The sequence below is a fragment of the Nocardioides sp. P5_E3 genome (assembly GCF_054049275.1).
Window position 1 is genome coordinate 38,034 of record NZ_JBFUMR010000030.1, and the last position, 21,408, is coordinate 59,441.

17 protein-coding genes are annotated in these 21,408 nt (G+C 71.9%); 2 read left to right on the plus strand and 15 right to left on the minus strand.

Going from position 1 to position 21,408, the window contains the following annotated elements; translation table 11 throughout:
• Positions 1-102: 102 nt before the first annotated feature.
• From ACXJKB_RS18035 to ACXJKB_RS18080, 10 genes are all read right to left on the minus strand, one after another.
• Positions 103-1,659, minus strand: a complete 1,557-nt coding sequence (locus tag ACXJKB_RS18035) for an alpha/beta hydrolase (protein ID WP_457190786.1) — start codon at positions 1,657-1,659, stop codon at positions 103-105.
• Positions 1,659-2,843 carry a DNA polymerase III subunit delta' gene (locus ACXJKB_RS18040; RefSeq protein WP_457190788.1) on the minus strand — a complete coding sequence of 395 codons (1,185 nt, stop codon included), beginning with the start codon at positions 2,841-2,843 and terminating at the stop codon, positions 1,659-1,661. Before ACXJKB_RS18040 ends, ACXJKB_RS18035 begins: the two co-directional genes overlap by 1 nt.
• Complete coding sequence (gene tmk, locus ACXJKB_RS18045; protein ID WP_457190790.1) at positions 2,840-3,466, minus strand: dTMP kinase; 627 nt, start codon at positions 3,464-3,466, stop codon at positions 2,840-2,842. Before tmk ends, ACXJKB_RS18040 begins: the two co-directional genes overlap by 4 nt.
• A 117-nt stretch (positions 3,467-3,583) precedes the next feature.
• Positions 3,584-5,020 carry a Vgb family protein gene (locus tag ACXJKB_RS18050; RefSeq protein ID WP_457190792.1) on the minus strand — a complete coding sequence of 479 codons (1,437 nt, stop codon included), beginning with the start codon at positions 5,018-5,020 and terminating at the stop codon, positions 3,584-3,586.
• 211 nt (positions 5,021-5,231) lie between these two features.
• A complete protein-coding gene (gene topA, locus ACXJKB_RS18055) occupies positions 5,232-7,937 on the minus strand; it encodes a type I DNA topoisomerase (protein WP_457190794.1) in 2,706 nt (901 codons plus the stop codon).
• Positions 7,938-8,116: 179 nt separating this feature from the next.
• Positions 8,117-9,151, minus strand: a complete 1,035-nt coding sequence (locus ACXJKB_RS18060) for a sugar phosphate isomerase/epimerase family protein (protein WP_457190795.1) — start codon at positions 9,149-9,151, stop codon at positions 8,117-8,119.
• Positions 9,152-9,267: 116 nt separating this feature from the next.
• Positions 9,268-11,391 (minus strand): PQQ-dependent sugar dehydrogenase, encoded by a 2,124-nt coding sequence (locus ACXJKB_RS18065; RefSeq protein ID WP_457190797.1) that lies wholly within the window; start codon positions 11,389-11,391, stop codon positions 9,268-9,270.
• A gap of 183 nt (positions 11,392-11,574) precedes the next feature.
• A complete protein-coding gene (locus ACXJKB_RS18070; RefSeq protein WP_457190799.1) occupies positions 11,575-13,056 on the minus strand; it encodes a DUF7059 domain-containing protein in 1,482 nt (493 codons plus the stop codon).
• 98 nt (positions 13,057-13,154) lie between these two features.
• Positions 13,155-15,479: a sodium-translocating pyrophosphatase gene (locus ACXJKB_RS18075; RefSeq protein WP_457190801.1), complete on the minus strand. Its 2,325-nt coding sequence runs from the start codon at positions 15,477-15,479 to the stop codon at positions 13,155-13,157.
• 167 nt (positions 15,480-15,646) lie between these two features.
• On the minus strand, positions 15,647-15,982 hold the full coding sequence (locus ACXJKB_RS18080; protein ID WP_129427178.1) for an anti-sigma factor antagonist: 336 nt from the start codon (positions 15,980-15,982) through the stop codon (positions 15,647-15,649).
• A gap of 176 nt (positions 15,983-16,158) precedes the next feature.
• Here ACXJKB_RS18080 and ACXJKB_RS18085 point away from each other — a divergent pair, with 176 nt between their 5' ends.
• Both ACXJKB_RS18085 and ACXJKB_RS18090 read left to right on the plus strand, forming a co-directional pair.
• Positions 16,159-18,504: a DEAD/DEAH box helicase gene (locus tag ACXJKB_RS18085; RefSeq protein ID WP_457190803.1), complete on the plus strand. Its 2,346-nt coding sequence runs from the start codon at positions 16,159-16,161 to the stop codon at positions 18,502-18,504.
• A 15-nt stretch (positions 18,505-18,519) separates the two neighbouring features.
• Entirely contained in the window at positions 18,520-18,825 is a 306-nt protein-coding gene (locus ACXJKB_RS18090; RefSeq protein WP_457190805.1) for a hypothetical protein, read from the plus strand.
• 25 nt (positions 18,826-18,850) lie between these two features.
• On the opposite strand, the gene ACXJKB_RS18095 is transcribed toward ACXJKB_RS18090, so the two are convergent.
• The 5 genes from ACXJKB_RS18095 to ACXJKB_RS18115 form a co-directional block, all read right to left on the minus strand.
• Positions 18,851-19,249 carry an Rv3654c family TadE-like protein gene (locus ACXJKB_RS18095; RefSeq protein ID WP_457190807.1) on the minus strand — a complete coding sequence of 133 codons (399 nt, stop codon included), beginning with the start codon at positions 19,247-19,249 and terminating at the stop codon, positions 18,851-18,853.
• Positions 19,249-19,620, minus strand: a complete 372-nt coding sequence (locus tag ACXJKB_RS18100) for a TadE family type IV pilus minor pilin (protein ID WP_457190809.1) — start codon at positions 19,618-19,620, stop codon at positions 19,249-19,251. Before ACXJKB_RS18100 ends, ACXJKB_RS18095 begins: the two co-directional genes overlap by 1 nt.
• A gap of 5 nt (positions 19,621-19,625) precedes the next feature.
• Positions 19,626-19,781, minus strand: a complete 156-nt coding sequence (locus ACXJKB_RS18105) for a DUF4244 domain-containing protein (RefSeq protein WP_204810889.1) — start codon at positions 19,779-19,781, stop codon at positions 19,626-19,628.
• Between the two features lie 216 nt (positions 19,782-19,997).
• Positions 19,998-20,684, minus strand: a complete 687-nt coding sequence (locus ACXJKB_RS18110) for a type II secretion system F family protein (RefSeq protein ID WP_457190811.1) — start codon at positions 20,682-20,684, stop codon at positions 19,998-20,000.
• Positions 20,681-21,408: type II secretion system F family protein (locus ACXJKB_RS18115; RefSeq protein ID WP_457190813.1), on the minus strand; the 728-nt coding region annotated here is incomplete at its 5' end. The genes ACXJKB_RS18110 and ACXJKB_RS18115, both read right to left, overlap by 4 nt.

Sequence of the window (21,408 nt, forward strand, 5' to 3'; positions counted from 1 at the left end):
CACCGTAGGGCCGAAGGTCCCCACTGCGTCATGCGAAGGCGCACGTATGAGTGCCGAGCGGTATGACGCAGCCGAGCCGAGCCCGAAGAGCGGTGACAGGTGTCAGCAGGTCGTGCCGTCGGCGGGCACGTCGCCGTCGAGGAGGTAGTCCTCGACGAGCGTGTCGATGCACTCGTTGCCGGCGTTGTAGGCCGTGTGGCCGTCGCCGTCGCGCTCGACGAGCACCCCGGAGTCGAGCTGGGCCGAGAGGGCCTCGGCCCACTTCAGCGGGGTGGCGGGGTCGCGGCTGGTGCCGAGGACCACGATCGGCGCCGCGCCCTCGCCCCGGATCGTCAGCGGCTCCTCGCTGGACGACACGTCGACGCCACGGCACAGGGCCATCCCCCAGGCGAAGATCCGGCCGAAGGTCGGCGAGGCCTCCTCGAACTCCGGGAACAGCGACGACACCTTGCCGAACGGCACCGACGTCGGGTCGTCGAGGCAGTTGATCGAGTAGTTGGCCTCCACCGAGTTGTCGGCGTAGCTGCCGTCGGGGTTGCGCGAGGCGTAGGCGTCGGCCAGCGACATCAGCGCCGAGCCCTTGCCGTCCAGCGCAGAGGCGAGCGCGGTGCTGAGCAGGAACCAGTAGTCACGGTTGTAGAGCGGGGTGATGACGCCGTAGAACGCGTTGCCGATGGTCAGCTCGCGGTCGCCCGCGGGCAGCGGCTCCTCCTCGATCGACTCGAGCAGCCCGGTGATCGTGGCCAGGCCCTCGTCGACGGTGTCGCCGAGGAAGCAGTTGTCGGTCGTGTCGAGGCAGTTCTGCACGTAGGCCCGCAGCGCGGTCTCGAACCCGGTGGCCTGCTCGAGCGCCATCGACTTGGCGTCGAGGGAGACGTCGACGGCGCCGTCGAGGACGAAGCGGCCGACCTTGTCGGGGAACAGCTCGGCGTAGGTCGCGCCGAGCTTGGTGCCGTATGAAGCACCGAAGTAGCTCAACGTCTCCTCCCCCAGCGCCGAGCGGAGCACGTCCATGTCGCGGGCCGCCTCGATCGTGGTCACGTGGCCGACGACCGGGCCGGAGCCGGCGACGCAACCCGGGCCGAAGGACAGCACCGTCGAGCGGTAGTCCGCGCGCTCCTCGGCCGTGTCGGGGGTCGGGTCGCCGCCGAGGTAGTCGTCGAGCTCGGCGTCGCTGAGGCAGTCGACCGGGGCCGAGGCCCCGACCCCGCGCGGGTCGAAGCCGACGATGTCGAAGCCGTCGAGCAGCGGCTCGCGGAACACCTGCCCACCCGCGGCGGCGTACGTCGTCCCGCGGGCGCCGGGACCGCCCGGGTTCACCACGAGGGAGCCGACGCGCGAGCCCTTGGCCGGCACGCGGAGCAGCGCCAGGTCGATCGTCTCCCCCTGCGGGTCGGCGTAGTCGACCGGCACCGTGAGGAAGCCGCAGTCCTGGTCGTCATCGGTCTCGCAGGGCTGCCAGTCGATGCGCTGGGAGTAGAGCTCGGCGAGCTCGGGGGTCGGCGCCTCGGTGACGGCCGCCGGCGGCGGTGTCGTCGGCGACGGGGTCGGCTCCGCGGCCGGCGAGTCGGGCGTGGCGCCCTGGATGGCGAGTCCGACCGCGACGAAGGCGGTGAGCGCCAGTGCGAGCACGGCGATCACCGCGACGGCCTTCTTCATCAACGTCCTCCGGGCAGCCGCAGCGCGACCGTCATCGACTCCAGTGCCAGTTGGGGCGGCACGTTGAACTCCAACATCTGCTCGCGCGCGGTGAAGATCGCGTCGATCATCCGCAGCAGCTCCTCGGGCGAGGCCGCCCGCGCGACGACCTGCACGTCGCCGCGCAGCTCCTCGTTGACGAGCAGCCCGGGCGCACCGACGGACAGCGCGATCGCATCGCGGTAGACCGAGACCAGGTCCATCAGCGCGCGGTCGATCACGTCGAGCACGCGGCGCTTGGCCTTCTGCTTCTRAAGCTTCTCCAGCCCGGCCAGGGCTGCGCGGTAGGAGCGGCTCGTGGTGTCCTTGCGCTCGCTGCCGAAGATCGCCTGCAGCTCCTGCAGCTCGCGCCTCTCGGCGTCGGCGGTGATCGCCTCGGTCTCCTCCTTCGCGAGCTCGGCGAGGTTGGTCGCCGCGGTCATGCAGGAGCCCAGCGACGTCAGGCGGGCCGGGATGCTGATCACCTCGCGGCGGCGGGTGCGGGTCTCCTCGTCGAGGGCGAGCGCGCGGGCGCGGCCGATGTGCCCCTGGCTGGCGCGCGCGGCGAAGCCGGCCATCGTCTCGGAGATGCCGTCGCTGTGGGTCAGGAAGGCGGCGACGTCACGGGTGCCGGGCGTCGCGAGCGTCAGCGTGCGGCACCGGGAGCGGATCGTCGGGAGCACGTCCTGCACGGTCGGCGCGCACAGCAGCCAGATCGTCTTGGGCGTGGGCTCCTCGATCGCCTTGAGGAGCGCGTTGCCGGTGCGCGGGTTCTCCGGGGTGCCGAGCCGGTCGGCGTCCTCGATCACCACGATCTGCCAGCGCCCGATCGCCGGGAACTTCGCCGCCGACAGCACCAGGTCGCGCATGTCGTCGACGTAGAGCACGGAGGTCTCCGACTTCACCCAGGTGATGTCGGGGTGGGTGCCGTTGGTGCCGAGGCGGCACGCCTCGCACTCGCCGCACCCGGTCCGCGTCTCGCACTGCAGCGCCGTCGCGAAGGCGCGGGCCACGTTGGACCGGCCGGATCCCGGCGGCCCGGTGAACAGCCACGCGTGGGTCATGCCGACCCCGGAGGCGGCGTGCTGGAGGACCTCGATGGTCGGACGCTGGCCGACGAGGTCGGACCAGACGGTGCGGGTCGCGGGACTGGCCGGGGTGGTCACGCGCGCTCCAGGAGGGGCGTGACCCGCTGCTGGATCGCGGCGGCGATCTGGTCGATCGGGGCGCGCGCATCGAGGACGACGTAGTGGTCGGGGTCGGCGGCGGCCAGCCCGAGGAACCCCTGCCGCACCCGCTGGTGGAACTCCAGCGACTGCCCCTCGATCCGGTCGCGGCCGGTGAACCGGTCGAGCCCGGCCTGAGGCTCGAGGTCGAGGACGACGGTGAGGTGCGGGCGGAGGTCGCCGGTGGCCCAGCGCGCGACGGCCTCGACCTCGGCGACGTCGAGGGTGCGGCCCGCACCCTGGTAGGCCAGCGTCGAGTCGACGTAGCGGTCGGTGATCACGACCTCGCCGCGCGCGAGCGCGGGCAGGACGACGTGGTCGACGTGCTCGGCCTTGTCGGCGGCGTAGAGCAGGGCCTCCGTGCGGTCGGACAGGTCACCGGTCGCCGGGTCGAGGACGATGCGCCGCAGCTCCTTGCCGACCGACGTGTCACCGGGCTCGAAGGTCAGCAGGACGGCCTGGCCACGCTCGACGAGCCAGTCGCGCAGCAAGCGCGACTGCGTGGACTTGCCGGCCCCCTCGCCGCCCTCGAAGCACACGAAGAGCCCGGTCTCGGAAAACACGCCTGCGCTTGTCCGGGGTCCCCGCGGCGTGGTCAGGGGGAGCGAAGCGGAGGAGGACGCCGTGGGGTGGGTACTCACGTCGCACACCCTACGGGCGGGGTGGGACACGCTCCCCGGTCAGCCTCGCCGGACCTTGATCGTCCGCTTCACCTGCACCTTCTTCGACCCGGGCAGGGTCAGCTCGACCCGCACCTTCGTCGTACGCCCGGGCCGGACGAGCCGCAGGCCCTTCTTCGACAGCTTCACCTTGACCTTGGCCTTCTTGCCGGCCGCGACCTTGTAGGTCTTCTGCTTCGCGAGCGCCTTGCCGCCCTTGGCGGTCTCGAGCCCGACCTTGCCGGCGCACCCGCCCGTCGCGCTCGCCGGGCAGGCGACGGGAACCGCGAGCCGGCCCTTCTTCACCTTGGCGATGCCCTTGACCTTGGGCAGCGTGCCGGCGGCGGCAGCGACGGCCGGCGGCGGCGGGGTCGGGGGGACCGTCGGCGAGACCATCGTGACCCCGTTGCCGAGGTCGACGTTGGTGGTGCCGAGCTGGTCGGTGGTCACCCGGACGATCGAGTTGTTCACGGCATCGGTGAACCAGATCGCACCGTCGGGGCCGAACGTGAGGGACGTCGGCTGGTAGTTGCCGACCGAGCTGACGGCGCCGACACCAGTGGCCGAGATGTGGCCGATGCCGGGCGCGGCGCCCATGTTGGTGAACCACATGTTGCCGTCGGGGCCGAGCACCAGGTCGTCGGGAGCCGACCGCGAGCCGGTCTGCCAGATCCTGGTCGCGCCGTTGGCTGCGTCGAGGTAGCCGATCGACCCGCTGTTGGGGCTGGTGAAGATCGTGCCGCTGCTGCTGCGGGTGAACCAGATCGAGCCGACCGGGCCGGCGGCGAGGGCGTTCGGGTAGGTCGCGTCGCTCGGCAGCGGGTACGTCGTGCCGCCCGTCGCGTCGGCGTTGACCTTGAGGACCGTGTCCATGCCGGCCGCCCGACCTCCCTGGCACCACATGCTGCCGTCGACTGCCCGACCGAGCACGTCGTCGCAGGCCGGGGCGTTGGTCGACCAGAAGAATCCGGCCGCGCCCGGCGCGAGCGACGCGATGCCCGAGTCGTCGAAGTTCATCGTCACGAAGACCCTGCCATCGAGGCCCACGCGCACGGCACCGCCATACGGGGAGGAGCCGAGGCCGTAGTCGGTCGCCACGCCCGTCGCCGGGTTGTACGACAGGATCTTCCGCCCGTAGTCGTAGGTCACCCACACCGCGCCGTCGGACCCGACGTCGATGCCCATCACGCTGCCGTCGACGCTGCCGGTCGTGGTCGGGGGGAGCTTGTACTCCTGGATCTCGCCCGAGGTCGTGATCCGCCCGATCTTGCCCACCTCGGACTCGACGAACCACATGCTGCCGTCCGGCGCGGTGACGATGCGCTCCAGCCCGGCGTTGCTGGTCGGCACGGGGAACACGCTCACCGCGGCGTGCGCGGGCGTCGTACCGGACATGACGAGGAGCGGGCCCACCAGCAACGTGAGCGCGGTGAGCAGGGCAAGGCGGGCACGGGCCATCGGTCGTGTCACTTCCGTCCGCGGCGGCGCGATCCCCCCATGGTCACGCGTCCCACCGTCGCGTCCACCCCACCAGCAAGCACGGTGTGGGAGCCAGAGACCAACGGATGAACCTCGGCCCCAGCGGTCGGACGGACCAAACGTCTGTCGCGGCGCGCTCGTCAGGCGTACGACGCTGCCAAACGGCCGCGTTCGGTCCGTCCGACGGTCGTCAGGACTTCTTGGCGGCCTTCTTCGCCGTCGTCTTCTTCGCCGCGGTCTTCTTGGCGGTCGTCTTCTTCGCGACCGCCTTCTTGGCGGGTGCCTTCTTCGCGCCCTTCTTGGCCGCCTTCTTGGCCGGGCCGCGCTCGCGCCGCTCGGCGAGCAGCTCGGCTGCGCGCTCGAGGGTGACCGACTCGACGGTGTCGTCCTTGCGGAGCGTGGCGTTGTACTCGCCGTCGGTGACGTACTCGCCGAAGCGGCCGGCCTTGACGATCACCGGCTGGCCGGAGACGGGGTCGTTGCCGAGCTCCTTGAGCGGCGGGGTGGCCGCGCCGCGACCGCGCTGCTTGGGCTGGGCGTAGATCGCCTTGGCCTGGTCGAGGGTGATGTCGAAGATCTGGTCCTCGCTGGTCAGCGAGCGCGAGTCGGTGCCCTTCTTGAGGTAGGGCCCGTAGCGACCGTTCTGCGCGGTGATCTCGGTGCCGTCCTCGTCGGTGCCGACGAGGCGCGGCAGGTCGAGCAGCCGGACCGCCTGCTCGAGCGTGACCGTGTCGAGGGTCATCGACTGGAAGAGCGAGCCCGTGCGCGGCTTGGCCGACTTGGGCGCGTCCTCGGGCAGCAGCTCGGTGACGTAGGGGCCGAAGCGGCCGTTCTTGGCCACGATCTGGAGGCCGGTGTCGGGGTGGTTGCCCACCACCTGCTCCTCGCCGGCCGGGTTGGCCAGCAGCTCCTTGGCCTTGGCCACGGTGAGCTCGTCGGGGGGCAGGTCGTCGGGCACGTTGGCGCGCACCGGAGCGCCGTCGCCGTCCTCGGGGGCCGGGCCCTCGACGTACGGGCCGTAGCGGCCCACGCGGAGGTCGATGCCCTCGCCGATCGGGAAGGTCGCCATCTCCTTGGCGTCGATCTCGCCGAGCTCGGTCACGAGGGTCTTGAGGCCGACCACCTCACCGGCGCCGTAGTAGAACTCGCCGAGCTCGGTGGCCCGGTCCTTCCGGCCGCCGGCGATCTCGTCGAGGACGTCCTCCATGTCGGCGGTGAACTCGTAGGACACCTGCCGCGGGAAGTGCTCCTCGAGCAGCCGGATCACCGAGAACGCCAGCCACGCCGGCACCAGCGCGGCGCCCTTCTTGTAGACGTAGCCGCGGTTGAGGATGGTGCCGATGATCGAGGCGTAGGTCGACGGACGGCCGATCTCGCGGTCCTCGAGCTCCTTGATGAGCGTCGCCTCGGTGTAGCGCGCGGGCGGCTTCGTCTCGTGGCCCTCGGGGGTCAGCGTCGCCGCGGACACCGCAGCGCCCTGGACGAGGTTGGGCAGGCGCGTCTCGGCGTCGTCCTTGCGCTTCGAGGCGTCGTCGATGTCCTCGACGTAGGCCTTGAGGAAGCCGTGGAACGTGATCGTGCGGCCGCTCGCGCTGAAGACGACGTCGCGGCCGTCGGTGGCGGTGCCACCGATGCGGATCGTCACCGAGTTGCCGACCGCGTCCTTCATCTGCGAGGCGACCGTGCGCATCCAGATCAGCTCGTAGAGGCGGAACTGCTCACCCGACAGCCCGGTCTGCGCCGGGGTGCGGAACGACTCGCCGGCCGGCCGGATCGCCTCGTGCGCCTCCTGCGCGTTCTTCACCTTGGAGGCGTAGGTCCGCGGCGAGTCGGGCAGGTACTCGGCGCCGTACAGCTCACGCACCTGGTCGCGCGCGGCACCCACCGCGGCGTCCGAGAGCGTCGTGGAGTCCGTACGCATGTAGGTGATGAAGCCGTTCTCGTAGAGCCGCTGCGCGACCGACATCGTCACGCTGGCGCTCATCCCGAGCTTGCGGCTGGCCTCCTGCTGCAGCGTGGTGGTGCGGAAGGGGGCGTAGGGCGAGCGGCGGTAGGGCTTGGACTCGACCGAGCGGACGTCGTACGTCGTGTCGCTGAGGCCGGCGGCCAGCGCCTCGGCGTCGGCGCGGGAGAGGTGGGCGCGCTCGGCCTTGCCCTTCAGCTCGCCGGTGTTGTCGAAGTCGGCGCCGCGGGCGACGCGGACGTCGTCGAGGCTGTAGAGCTTGGCGGGGAACATCCGCGGGTCGTGGCCCGTGCCGGCGTCGAAGGTGGCGTCGAGGTCCCAGTAGGAGGCGACGCGGAACTTCATCCGCTCGCGCTCCTTGTCGACGACCAGCCGGGTCGCGACGGACTGGACGCGGCCGGCGGAGAGGCCGGACATGACCTTCTTCCACAGCACCGGGGAGACCTCGTAGCCGTAGAGGCGGTCGAGGATGCGGCGCGCCTCCTGGGCCTCGACGAGGTCGTCGTTGATCTCGCGGGGGTTCTCCACCGCGGCGAGGATCGCCGACTTGGTGATCTCGTGGAAGACCATCCGGTGGACCGGCAGGCCCTTCGGCGGCTTGAGCTCGTCGAGGAGGTGCCAGGCGATCGCCTCGCCCTCGCGGTCCTCATCGGTGGCGAGGTAGAGGGCGTCGGCGTCCTTGACCAGCTTCTTCAGCTTGGCGATGTGGCTCTTCTTGTCGCGCGGCACGACGTAGTAGGGCTCGAACCCGTTGTCGACGTCGACAGCGAGCCGGCCCCACGGCTTGTCCTTGATCTTGGCCGGGGTGTCCGCGGCGTTGTTGGGCAGGTCGCGGATGTGACCGATCGAGGACTCGACGACGTAGTCCGCGCCCAGGTAGCCGCCGATGGTGCGGGCCTTGGCCGGGGACTCGACGATGACGAGCTTTGCCACGTGTGTTTGCTCCCTCAAGTTCTTGCTGCGGTGTTGCTCAGCGCGGCAACGGTAGCGCCAGTTCGCGAGATCGCCACCCCTCGCCCGTCCACAGGGGCCGCTGCGGGCACGCCCCGGGCACGGCTCGGGCCCCACATCACGAGGACGTGGGGCCCGAGCGGGTCAGGCTGCCGGACGGGTCAGAAGTCGAGACCGTCGAGGTAGCGGAACCCCGTGTTGGCGGTCGCTGCCGGCCGGAAGTCCGGGGTGTCGTTCTCCACGATGTACTCCTCGGCCTGGTGGGCCTTGAAGATGGTCGGGAAGTCGATCACACCGAGACCGAGGTCGGCCATGTCGCCGGGCTGCTGGTTGTAGAGCGCGACGGCGTCGGCGCCGTGGCGGTCCTTGACGTGGTACTGGCGGACCTCCTGCGGTGCGGAGTTGATCACGTCGATCGCGAACTGCAGCGGGTCGGCCGCGCCGGTGTTCACGCCGCCGGTGTAGGCCCAGTAGAGGTCGACCTCGAGGTGCACGTACTTGGGGTCGAGCGTGCTGGTGAGGATCTCCCACGGCGTCTCGCCGCCCCCGAGGTCGATGGTGAACTCGTGGGCGTGGTTGTGGTAGCCGTAGCGCAGCCCGCGACGCTTCGCGGCCCGTGCCTCGATGTTCATCTGCTCGGCCCACCGCTGCCAGTCCGCCTTGGCGTTGGAGTTGAGGTAGGGCACGTTGATGTACTTCTGGCCGAACGTGTTGGCGTCGTCCAGCTTCTTGTTGAACGCGACCGGGTCGAGGTCCGTGCCGCCGGTGACGGTGCTGATGCCGTCGTGGCTCGACGAGGCCCAGATGCCGCGCTTGTCCAGCTCGGCCTTGAGCTTCGCCGCCGTGTCGAGGCCGGCCGCCGGGTAGAGGCCGGCCCGCTCCACGCGCTCGTAGCCGAACTTCGCGAGCTGGTCGAACTGCTGCAGCACGCTCGCGCTGGTCGTCATGGCCGAGCGCAACGTGTAGAGCTGGATGCTGATCAGGTCGCTCGGAACCTCCTTCTGCCGTCCGTGGCCCTGGCCGTGACCCTGGCCGGGGTGCTGGCTGGGCTTGGCTGCCAGGGCCGGGGAGCCCGCGGCGAGCACGGTGGCTCCTGCTGCGCCCGCCACGGCACCGCGGAGCAGGCCGCGGCGGCTGGCGCCCTTCCTCTCGAGCGACTCGCGCAGGGCGGCGTCGCCGTCATATCCGAAACACATGTGCTGCCTTCTTCCTGGTTTTCTCGGGGGGGTTCTGGGGATGTCTGGGGTGGACGGGAAGGGCGGGGCTGAGGCTGAGGCGGACCCGGGGCGACCCGGGTCCGCCTCGTCTCGGATCAGCCGGCCGGCTCGAGGACGACCTCGTCGGAGCCGGTGAGACCCKGCTCGGAGCCGGTGTCGGTGTACTCCGCGACGAAGACGGCCGCCAGGTCGTCCGTCGCCGGGTCGTGGCCCTCGGGCACCGTGGTGGTCAGCGAGCCGGTGCAGCCCGAAGCCGTGGACTGCGGGTGGCCGTGGGTGTCGTGGCCCAGCACGTAGGTCACGGTGACCCGGCTGCAGTCGACGGGCTCGTCGTCGGTGACCCTGACCTCGTACGTCACGGTGTCGCCGAAGCTGAACGCCTGGCCCGCCACCGGGGTGACGAACTCGACGACGGGAGCCTCGTTGCCGACCACGATGTCGACGTCGGCCGAGGCACGGCGCCCGCCCTTGTCGGTCACCGTCAGCGTGGCGCGGTAGCTGCCGTCCTCGGTGTAGGTGTAGGACCCGCTGGCCTTGCGGCTGTCGACCTTGCCGTCACCGTCGAAGTCCCAGGCGTACTTCAGCTTGGTGTCGCCGTCCGGGTCGGTGGTGCCCTCGCTGGAGAACGCGACCGTCAGGGGCGCCTTGCCCGCCGTCGGCTCGGCCGTGATGGCCGGGACCGGGCTGCGGTTGCCGCCCTCGCCGATGTAGTCGATCCGGGAGAGCTGCGCGTCGGGGTTCTCCGCGAAGTAGCCGTCGCCGTACTCCAGCACGTAGAGCGCGCCGTCGGGGCCGAACTCCATGTCCATCGGGTTGTCGGTGACGATGTCGTCGACGACGTCCTCGATCGCGACGTCGTCGCCGTCGACGTGGAAGCCCTTGATGTAGTCGCGGGTCCACTCGTAGAACAGCGGGGTGTCGTCGTAGCGCTGGGGCCAGGCGACCGGGTTGCGGCCCTTGGTGGCCTTCTTGTCGAACTGGTACGCCGGGCCCGCCATCGGGCCGATGCCACCGGTCTCGAGCTCCGGGAACTCAGACGAGAGGCCGTACGAGTACCAGACCTCCGGCTGCTCCACCGGCGGCAGCTCGCGCAGGCCGGTGTTGTGGATCGAGTCGTTGACCGGGGCGTCGCAGTTGAACTTCGGGCCACTCGTGCGGGTGGCGAAGTCGAAGTCGTTGTAGGGCAGCTCGGCGGTGGCGCAGTAGGGCCAACCGTAGTTGGACGGCTTGTCCACGACCGCCCACTTGCCGTGGCCGGCGGGGCCGCGGTCGGGGTTGGCCGCCCGGGCGTCCGGCGAGTAGTCGGCGACCCAGATGTCGTCGGTGTCGGGGTCGATCTCGATGCGGAACGGGTTGCGCCAGCCCATCGAGTAGATCTCCGGGCGGGTCTTCGGCGTGCCCGGGGCGAACAGGTTGCCCGCCGGGATCGTGTAGCCGCCGCCGGCCTTCGGCGTGATCCGCAGGATCTTGCCGCGCAGGTCGTTCGTGTTGGCCGAGGTGCGCTGGGCGTCGAACGCGGGGTTGCGGTCGGGGCGCTCGTCGAGCGGCACGAAGCCGTCGGACTGGAACGGGTTCGTGTCGTCACCGGTCGACAGGATCAGGTTGCCGGCCGAGTCGAAGACGATGTCGCCGCCGACGTGGCAGCAGAGGCCGCGGTCGACAGGGACGTCGAGCACCTTCTGCTCCGACGCAACGTCGACCTGACCGCCTGAGTAGCGGAACCGGGCAACCGTCAGGTGTCCCTTGTAGGGCGCGAAGTCGGCCGCCGTGCCGGTCTCCGGGGCGTCGCCCTCGTTGATCGAGGCGGTGGCCGGGTCGTCGGCGGGGGTGTCGAGCGGCGGCGAGTAGTAGAGGTAGATCCACTTGTTCTTCTTGCCGTCGTAGCCCGGGTCGAGGGCGATGCTCTGCAGGCCCTCCTCGTCGTGGAGGTAGACCGGGATCCGGCCGGCGACGCTGTTGACGCCGGTGTCGGCGTCGTTGTGCCAGATGACACCGGCGCGCGTGGTGTGCAGGACGTCTCCGTCGGGCAGGACCGCGAGGTCGATGGCCTCGCCCGGACGGTCGTTGAGGGTGACCTTCTGGAACGAGCCGGCGGGCGGGGGTGGGGCGGTGTCGTCGTGGCCCTCGTGGGCGGTGGCCGCGGTGGTCACCGCCAGCATGGGCAGGCAGAGCGCGGCGCCGACGGCGGCCGTGAGCCCTACACGGTGAGGATGCTTCATTGGGGGGTCTCCTGTTCCCGAGATGGCTGGGAGCCAGCTAGCAACGTAGGCACGTGACCGGCATCACGTCAACGAGCAAGCGACTTCTGCTCGCCTGTCGACACAAGTAGGTCCCTCCGGAGACCACCCGCAGCGGTGGGCCAGCCCGGTCGTCGTACGCACGCGACCGCGACCCAACGGGCCTCAGTCGAGGACCAGGAAGCCCTCTCCCACCAGCTCCCGCACGACCGGCAGGTAGGTCTGGTGCAGGTCGGCCTCGTCGCGCTGCAGCAGCGCGGCGATCGCCCCGAGCAGCTGGCCGAGCGACAGGTCGCCGTCGCTGGCGCCGACGAGGGCGGCCTCGACGGTGTCGGCCGTCCGCGCGCGCCGGAAGCCGCGCTGCTGGCGGAGCACGATCGCCTCCGGGTCCTCCGCGCCGGGCCGGCCGACCGTCTCCTGCTGGACGTCCTCCCGGGCGCGCAGCACGCTGCGGAGCAGCTCGTCGTCGGCGATCCCGCGCAGCGCCGTCGCCGCCCGGCCCCACTCGTGGATCGCCGGTCCGATGGGCTGCTCGACGTCGTACGGCCACTCGAGGAGGTCGTGGCGGCCTCCCCCGCCCAGCCGGACGTTGATCCAGCCGAAGCCGACGCCCTCGATGCCGGTCTCCTCGAGCCACGACAGCCAGGTGTCGTAGCGCCGGGCGTAGTCGGGACGCCCGTGGTGGCCGCTGTCCTTGAGCCACAGCTCGACGTAGGCCGACGGGTCCAGAGTCTCGCGCTGCACGACCAGCGCGTCGCAGTCGTCGCGCAGCCACGACCCGAGCCGCTCGTCCCACGGCCGGCCGTCGACGATCGCCCAGTTGGCGAGGACCTGCAGCCAGCCACCGTCGGTGAGGTGGTCGGGCCCGGTGCGCACGATGTGCTCGACGACGCGGTCGCCGGGGAGGCCGGAGTCGCGGTAGACCAGCCGCTCGCCGGTCGCCGGGGAGATCACGAACGGCGGGTTGGTGGCGATGAGGTCGAAGCGCTCGCCGGCCACCGGCTCGAAGAACGAGCCGTCGCGGACGTCGACCTCGACCTGGTTGAGCGCTGCGTTGAGCCGGGTCATCCAGAGCGCGCGCTCGTTGACGTCGGTCGCGACGACCGAGCGCGAGTGCGCGGCGAGGTGCAGCGCCTGCACGCCGCACCCGGTGCCGAGGTCGAGCGCGCTGCCGATCGGCTCACGCATCGTCAGCTGCGCCAGGCTCGTCGAGGCGCTCGAGATGCCCAGGACGTGGTCGGGGCCGACCGCGACCGGGGCTCCGTCGAGCCCGGGCGTCAGGTCGGAGATGACCCAGAGGTCACGGTCCCGTTCTTCCTCCGAGGTGGCGTAGGGCCGGCAGTCGGTGCGGGCCGCGACCTCGCTGACGCTCTGCTCCAGCAGTCCGGCGTTGCAGAGCCGATCGACCAGGCCGGGGAGCGCCCGTTCCGCGTCGTCGCCGGCGACCGGGGTCTGCAGCAGGAAGAGCCGGACGAGGGTGTCGATGGGCGCGCCCGACGTCGTACGACGCAGCGCGGGGAGGGTCTCGTTGCGCCCGAGCGCCCGGTGCGCCTCCTCGCCGATCGCCTCGGCGACCCGGTCGTAGGTGAAGTCGGCGGCGAGCAGGGCCTCGCGCAGGGGCCCGGCGAAGTCGAGGTCGGACGGCATGGTCCCAGCCTTGCAGACAACGCGTGCCACGAAATGACGTCATGGCGGCCGGTCGCCGGAGCGACCAGCCGCCATGAGGTCTGCAGAGGTGGAGCTCGTCAGGCGTGGTGCGGGGTGAAGGACGACGAGCCGGTGTTGTCACCGTCGTCGGCGATGGCGACCTCTCGCCGCTTCGAGATGATCACCGCGCCGGCGATGATGGCGACGGCGACGAGCGCGATCACGATGCGTAGGACGTCATTCTGGTCCTCGCCGACGCTCAGGGAGACGACGGCGCTCGCGATGAGCAGCGAGACGAGGTTCATCACCTTGATGAGCGGGTTGATGGCCGGGCCGGCGGTGTCCTTGAACGGGTCCCCGACGGTGTCACCGATGATCGTGGCCTCGTGGGAGGCCGAGCCCTTGCCGCCGTGGTGGCCGTCCTCGACGAGCTTCTTGGCGTTGTCCCACGCCCCACCGGCGTTGGCCAGGAAGACGGCCATGAGGGTGCCCGTGCCGATGGCGCCGGCGAGGAAGCCGGCCAGCGCGGTCGCACCGAGGCCGAAGCCCACGGCGATCGGCGCCAGGACGGCCAGGATGCCGGGCGTCACGAGCTCGCGCAGCGAGTCCTTGGTGACGATGTCGACGACCTTGCCGTACTCCGGACGGCCGGTGCCCTCCATGATGCCGGGGATCTCGCGGAACTGGCGGCGCACCTCCATGACGACCGCACCGGCCGCGCGGGCGACCGCGTTGATGGCGAGGCCGGAGAAGAGGAACACCACGGCCGCACCGAGCAGCACGCCGACGATKACCGCCGGGTTGAAGACGCTGAAGTCCAGCAGGTAGGCCTCGTCGGGGCCGACGTTGGCATCGCGGAGCGACTCGAACACCGAGGTGGCGTACGAGCCGAAGAGCGCGGTCGCGGCCAGGACGGCCGTCGCGATCGCGATGCCCTTGGTGATGGCCTTGGTGGTGTTGCCGACGGCGTCGAGCTCGGTGAGGATCTGCGCGCCCTCGGGGCTGACGTCGCCCGACATCTCGGCGATGCCCTGGGCGTTGTCGGAGACCGGACCGAACGTGTCCATCGCGACGATGACGCCGACGGTGGTGAGCAGGCCGCAACCGGCCAGTGCCACGGCGAAGAGCGACACCGTGAGGGCCGCTCCGCCGAGGAGGTAGGCGCCGAAGACGGCGGCACCGATGACCAGCGTGGTGTAGACGGCCGACTCGAAGCCGACCGAGAGTCCGGACAGGATGACCGTGGCCGGGCCGGTCAGGGAGGTCTTGCCGACGTCCTTGACCGGGCGGTACTCCGTGCCGGTGTAGTAACCGGTCAGGGCCAGGATGCCGGCCGACATCACGATGCCGATGACCACCGCGGAGGAGGCGATGAAGCGGGGGTCACCGTCGGCGCTGGTGAGGTCGCCGGCGATGTTGGTGAACTCCGCGAAGCTGCTCGGCAGGTAGAGGTACGACAGGACCACGCTCGCGACGGCGGCGATGCCGGAGGAGAGGTAGAACGACTTGTTGATCGTGGTCAGGCCGTTCTCACCTGCCTTGGGCTTGGTCAGGTAGACGCCCGCGACCGCGGTGAGGGCACCGATGGCGGGGATCAGCAGCGGGAAGACGAGGCCCTTGTCACCGAAGGCCTGCGAGCCGAGGATCAGCGCGGCGACCAGCGTGACGGCGTACGACTCGAAGAGGTCGGCGGCCATGCCGGCGCAGTCGCCGACGTTGTCACCGACGTTGTCGGCGATCGTCGCGGCGTTGCGCGGGTCGTCCTCGGGGATGCCCTGCTCGACCTTGCCGACGAGGTCGGCGCCGACGTCGGCGGCCTTGGTGAAGATGCCGCCGCCGACACGCATGAACATGGCGAGGAGGGCGGCACCGAAGCCGAAGCCCTCGAGCACGTGGGGCGCCTCGTCCTGGAAGAACAGCACGACGAGGCTGGCTCCGAGCAGGCCGAGACCGACGGTGAGCATGCCGACCATCGCGCCGGTGCGCAGGCCGATCGTCATGGCCGGCTCGCGGCCGGTGGTCTCCGCGGCCGCGGCGACGCGCAGGTTCGCGCGCACCGCGAGGTTCATGCCGAGATAGCCCACAGCAGCCGAGAAGCCCGCTCCGACGATGAAGAACACCGAGCGGAAGATGCGAACGGTGGTGTCGTCGGCCGGCAGCACGAGCAGCGCGAAGAACGCGATCGCCGCGAAGATGGCCAGGGTCCGGAACTGCCGGGTCAGGTAGGCGTTGGCGCCCTCCTGGACGGCCTGGGCGATGGTCTTCATGCTGTCGGTGCCTTCGCCTGCGGCCATCACCTGCGACCTGAACATCGCGGCCATCCCGAGCGCGCCGAGCGCGATCAGGGCGACGACGACGACCAGGACGAGGTTGGCACCTTCGAGCTCAGGCGTCACGACGACCGCGGGCAAGATCCCCGTCATGCGTGTCCTCCTAGGACTGGAAAAGATCCGTGAACGCGCCGGAGTCTACGCAGACGTGACCCAGATCACCGGGCGGCGTGACCCACACCACACCGGGGCGTGCGATTCGAACGTGAAAAAACCCCTCTGGACACGTCCGGAGGGGTGACGACGGGCGTCGGTCGGGCTCAGGCGCCCGGCGCGAGGCCGACGGAGTCGTGGATCACGAACACCTTGGCGAGGCCGGTGATGCGGAAGATCTTGAGCAGTCGCTCCTGGGTGCAGACCAGGTCGAGCGAGCCGTCGTGGGCGCGGACCTTCTTGAGCCCGCCGACGAGCACGCCGAGGCCGGTGGAGTCGAGGAACTCGACGGCCTCGAGGTCGATGACGATGTCGTAGGTGCCGGCACCGACGAGCTCGGTGATGCAGTCCCGCAGCTTGGGCGCTGTGTAGACGTCGATCTCGCCGCCCACGGCAACGACGGCACGGCCGTCCACCTCGCGTGTCGCAAGGGTGAGATCCACGACTGCTCCCCGGTCCCCGAACTCGTTCGGACAGTGCGCCTACGGGCACGCAGGTGCCCCTTCGTTCCTTCGGGTGGTATCAAACCACGAGTCACAAGGGTTTCGCAGGACTCCTCCGCACATCACACCCGACGCCGCCTCGGGCGGCGTCCCCGCCCTTTGCCAGACTTCACGAGGTGAAGCCCTCCCGCCCCGGCGTCCTGCCGCCGGTCGACACGCTCGTGCGTCGACTGGCCGGCGTGCCCGGACGGGAGGACCGGCTGCGCCACCTGGAGGTGCTGCCGGCCCGCGAGGCGGTGCACGACGACTGGCCGGAGTGGGTGCCCGACGACGTCCGCGGGGCGTACGCCGCCCAGGGCGTGGCGCGACCGTGGCGGCACCAGGTCGTGGCGGCCGACGCGGCCCACGCCGGCGACCACGTGATCGTCGCGACGGGCACGGCGTCGGGAAAGTCTCTGGCCTACCAGCTGCCGGCGCTGTCGGCGATCCGCGCGGCCCGCGGGCCGCGCGGCGAGCGGGGTGCGTCGGTGCTCTACCTCGCTCCGACCAAGGCGCTGGCCCACGACCAGCTCGCCGGCCTGTCGTCACTGGGCCTCGACGTACGACTCGCGGCGCACGACGGCGACAGCTCGCGCGAGGAGCGGGACTGGACGCGCGACTTCGGCGAGTACGTCCTCACCAACCCCGACATGCTCCACCGGTCACTGCTCCCCTCGCACCACCGGTGGTCGCGGCTGCTCGGGTCGTTGACGTACGTCGTCGTCGACGAGTGCCACCACTACCGCGGCGTGTTCGGGGCGCACGTCTCCCACGTGCTGCGACGCCTGCGACGGGTGTGCGCGATGTACGGCGCCCACCCGACGTTCGTGCTCGCCTCGGCGACGGTCGCGGAGCCGCAGGTCACCGCGTCGCGACTGACCGGGCTCGACGTGGTCGCGCTGACCCGCGACGACTCCCCGCGCGGGCAGGTGTCGCTGCTGCTGTGGGAACCCCCCTTCACCTCGCACGCCGGCGAGAACGGTGCTCCGGTGCGCCGGGCCGCGTCCTCGGAGGTCGCCGACCTGCTCGCCGACCTCGTCGCCGAGGACGTGCGCACCCTGGCCTTCATCCGCTCGCGGCGCGGCGCCGAGCAGGTGGCCCTGTCGGCGTCCGAGCTGCTCGCCGAGGTCGACCCGTCGCTGCCGGACCGGGTCGCGGCCTACCGCGGCGGCTACCTCCCCGAGGAGCGCAGGGCGCTCGAGGCGGCGCTGCGCCGCGGCGACCTGATCGGGCTGGCCGCGACCAACGCGCTCGAGCTCGGCATCGACATCAGCGGGCTCGACGCCGTGCTCATCGCCGGCTTCCCGGGGACCCGGGCGGCGTTCTGGCAGCAGGTGGGGCGGGCCGGCCGTGGCGCGCAGGACGCGCTCGGGGTGCTGGTCGCGAAGGACGACCCGCTCGACACCTACCTGGTCACCCACCCCGACAAGCTCATCGGCGCCCCGGTCGAGGCGTCGGTCTTCGACCCGTCGAACCCGCACGTCATGGGTCCGCACCTCTGTGCGGCCGCGCAGGAGCAGCCGCTCACCGAGGCCGACCTGCCGCTCTTCGGACCCACCGCCCGCGAGGTCGTCGACGAGCTGACGACCCTCGGGCTGTTGCGGCGGCGACCGCGCGGCTGGTTCTGGACCGACCGGGGCCGGGCGGCCGACCTCGCCGACATCCGGTCGGCAGGCGGGTCGCCCGTGCAGCTGATCGAGTCCGGCACCGGCCGGGTCGTCGGCACGGTCGACGCCGGTGGTGCCCACAACCAGGCGCACCCGGGCGCGGTCTACGTCCACCAGGGCGAGACCTGGCTGGTCGAGGACCTCGACCTCGAGCACCACGTCGCGACCATGCGCCGCGACGAGCCGTCGTACTCCACCACCGCGCGAGAGGTCACCGACATCAGCATCGTCGCCACCCGCGAGCGCCGCTCGTGGGGCGGCGGGTGCGAGCTGTCCCTCGGCGAGGTCGACGTGTCGCACCAGGTGGTCTCCTTCCTCAGACGGCGCCAGCCCGGTGGCGAGGTGCTGTCGGAGGAGCCGCTCGACCTGCCCGAGCGCACCCTGCGGACGACGGCAGTGTGGTGGACGGTCCCCGACGACGTCGTCGCCGAAGCCGGCCTCGCCACGCTCGACGTGCCGGGCGCGGCCCACGCGGCCGAGCACTGCTCGATCGGCCTCCTCCCCCTCTTCGCGACGTGCGACCGCTGGGACATCGGCGGCGTCTCCACGGCCCGCCACGCCGACACCGGTGTGCTGACCGTCTTCGTGTACGACGGCCACCCCGGCGGGGCCGGCTTCTCCGAGCGCGGGTTCCACACGGCGGTCGCCTGGCTGACCGCCACGCGCGAGGCGATCGCGAGCTGCGAGTGCGCCAACGGGTGCCCGTCGTGCATCCAGTCGCCCAAGTGCGGCAACCAGAACAACCCCCTCGACAAGGACGGCGCGATCTTGTTGCTCGACGCCCTCCTCTCGGGGGCACCTCGAGTCGACGGTTAGGGCTAGATTCGGCTCATGGTGATCCTCGGCCTCGGCCTCATGATCCTCGGCGGCATCGCCGTGCTGTCCGCCCTCTTCGTCAGCGAGCCCGGGTCGGGCGGCGAGCTCCTCGGCCTCGACGTCACCACCCTCGAGTCCTTCCTCGTCGGCGTCGCCGCCGGCGCAGCCATCCTGTGGGGCTTCGCGATCCTCAAGTGGGGCACCAGGCGGAGCCTCGCCCACCGCCGTGAGCGCAAGGAGCTCACCGAGCTCAACCAGAAGCTCGAGCGGGTCGAGGCCGAGCGCCGCACCGAAGACCCGGAGCGTCACGACACCCCCTGACGGCGGACGGGCCGGCTCAGCCGGGTCAGCCGGGCCCGGCGCGCGCCTCGGCGGTCACCCTCACCTCCTTCCACGGGACGTCCGGACCGGCCACCGAGACCGTGACCCGGATCGCTCGACCATCGGGTGTGCACGCATCGAGCACGGCCGCGTTGCGACCCGCGACCCGATCGGCCGCGGCGCAGGCGTCCGTCGGGCCGCCGACGTCCGCGAGCGCGGACGCCCCCGCCAGCGCGGTGAGGTCGGCCGCCGCCTGGGCCCGGCGCTGGGCCGTCACGAGGCCGCCGGCCGCGGCCAGGCCGCCCATGACGAACATCAGCACGCCCGCCATCGCCACCACGAGCACCGTCGCACCGCCCCCGTCATCGCGGGTCCCGGCTCCGTTCCTGACGCCTCCCCCGCGCATCACGGCTCCCCCACGCATCACGGCTCCTCCACGACCGCTACGGCCTCCGCGGACACGGTCACGCCGGGAAGCGAGCCGAGCAGGCCACCCGGGCCCGTGACCCGCGCGCTGGTCGTCACCACGACGTCGGACTCACCGACCTCGACCCGCACGCGGGCACCCTCGGGAGCGATCCGGACGGCCACGCCCTGCGCCGAGGCGATGTCGTCGCCGCGGGCGACGGCGCGGGCGGCCTCGCGGGAGGCGTCGATGACGCGCACCTGTGCCGCGCCGACCGCCAGCATCCAGACCAGGCCGGCGGTCAGCGCCACGAGCAGCGGGATGCCCAGCGCGAGCTCCGCCGTCGCCGCACCCGACTCCTGTCGGGTCCGTCGCCCGCGAGACCACACCGCGCTCACCCGATGCCGAGCAGGCCCATGACGTGCTTGAACAGCCGCCCCAGCAGCTGGTCACCGAACGCGCCGGTGAGCAGCGTGTAGAGCAGACCGGCGAACCCGGCCCCGGCGGCGGTGCCCACGGCGTACTCCGCTGTCGTGATGCCCGCCTCCATGTCCGACCTGCCGGACCTGGCCCACCTGCCCGACCCGGCCCACCTGTTCCGTCCGAGATGACGCGTGACCAACATCTGTTCCCCTGTCGTCGCGGGGCTCCCGATGAACCCCGACCGAGACCCAGCGTGAGAGGACCGCGGGCCGCCTGCACGGCCGCGGGCGCGAGCCTGTGGAGGACGCCCACATCCGCCGCCCTGTGGACGCCGAGCGGCCCGTCACGGGGTCACCGAGCCGAAGAGCGACGCCACGGTCGGCACGACGCCGAGCAGCATGAACGCGGGGAGCAGGCACGCACCGAGCGGGATCGCCGCAGCCACCCCGACCCGCCGGGCCGCGTCCTCAGCGCGGGCGAGCGACTCACGCTGGAGCTCGTCGGCGAGCCGCTCGACGCTCTGCACGACGGACGCGCCCGACACCTGCGAGCGGACCATCGCCCGGGCCAGCGGGGCGAGCTCCCGGTCGCCGGCGACCACCGACCACGCCTCGACGCCGGCGGATCCCCAGCGGGCCCGCTCCACGACCGGCACCAGCCGGTCGGCCGCCGGGCCCGGAAGCGCAGCGCACACCCGGGCCAGGCCGGAGACGGGTTCGGAGCCGGCGCGCAGCGTGGCGGCGAACAGGTCGACGAGGTGCGGCAGCGTCCGCTCGACCTCCTCCCGCTCGCGGCGTGCCGACGGAGCCTCCGCCGCGGCGAGCACGTGCCGGGCGAGCGCGGCGGCCACCGCCGCCACCAGCACCCCGGCCATCCCGCCCACGAACAACCAGGCGCCGATCGCGACGCCCCCGACCGCGAGCGGACGCAGGCCGAGTGACGAGGCCCGACGCCGCCGGACGCTCCGCGGGACCGACGGGACCAGCGCCGCGACCGCCAGCGACGCGCACACGACGCTCAGCCAGGTCACGGAGCCGCCGCCTGGTCGGCCAGACGCTCGATCCACCACAGTCCGAGGGCGACGAGCGTGAGCCCGGCGGCTCCGCAGAGCCAGCCGACCGGTGTCCCCAGCAGGAAGGACCACGGGTCGGAGCCGGCGCCGGATCCCATCAGCAGCACCGCGACGGGCAGGCAGGCGACGAGCCGCGCGGTCGAGCGGGCCGACGCCAGCTCGGAGTCGACGAGGCGACGCGTACGACGACGCGCCCGCAGGCCGGCGCCCGTGCGCTCGAGCGCCGCGGCGAGCCCGTGCCCGGAGTGCTGGGCGACCTGCCACGCCCCGGCCACCCAGCGGAGGTCGGCCGCACCGCGTCGCTCGGCTGCCAGCCGGCGCATCGCCTCGGGGACGTCTGCCCCGAGCCGCATCGCCTCGACGACCGGGACCAGCGGCGGCCACCGCTCGGCGCCGGCGGCCAGGGCGGCGTCGGGCGGTCGCCCCGCCGCGAGGTCGGCGGCCAGCAGGTCGCAGACCTCCAGCACGGCCGCCTGGTCGGCGGCGACACGTCTGCGGCGGGCCAGGACCGGGACAGGGACCGACCACCCCTGCCGCGACCGGCCCGGACGACGCGGCACCGGCCCCGCCGACGGCACGAGCGCCGCGACGGCCATGCCGGCCAGCAGCGCGACGAGCCACGCGCTCACCACGCCACCGAGCCGAGCCGGGCGGCGAGCGCCCCCGCGGCCGGCCCCCGCAC

What these genes read in the sequence shown, in the direction of transcription:
- ACXJKB_RS18095 (WP_457190807.1), bottom strand. Translation starts at nt 19,249, where the DNA reads ATGCGTGGGGGAGCCGTGATGCGCGGGGGAGGCGTCAGGAACGGAGCC.
- ACXJKB_RS18105 (WP_204810889.1), bottom strand. Translation starts at nt 19,781, where the DNA reads ATGGAGGCGGGCATCACGACAGCGGAGTACGCCGTGGGCACCGCCGCC.
- ACXJKB_RS18070 (WP_457190799.1), bottom strand. Translation starts at nt 13,056, where the DNA reads ATGCCGTCCGACCTCGACTTCGCCGGGCCCCTGCGCGAGGCCCTGCTC.
- ACXJKB_RS18060 (WP_457190795.1), bottom strand. Translation starts at nt 9,151, where the DNA reads ATGTGTTTCGGATATGACGGCGACGCCGCCCTGCGCGAGTCGCTCGAG.
- ACXJKB_RS18035 (WP_457190786.1), bottom strand. Translation starts at nt 1,659, where the DNA reads ATGAAGAAGGCCGTCGCGGTGATCGCCGTGCTCGCACTGGCGCTCACC.
- ACXJKB_RS18090 (WP_457190805.1), top strand. Translation starts at nt 18,520, where the DNA reads ATGGTGATCCTCGGCCTCGGCCTCATGATCCTCGGCGGCATCGCCGTG.
- ACXJKB_RS18050 (WP_457190792.1), bottom strand. Translation starts at nt 5,020, where the DNA reads ATGGCCCGTGCCCGCCTTGCCCTGCTCACCGCGCTCACGTTGCTGGTG.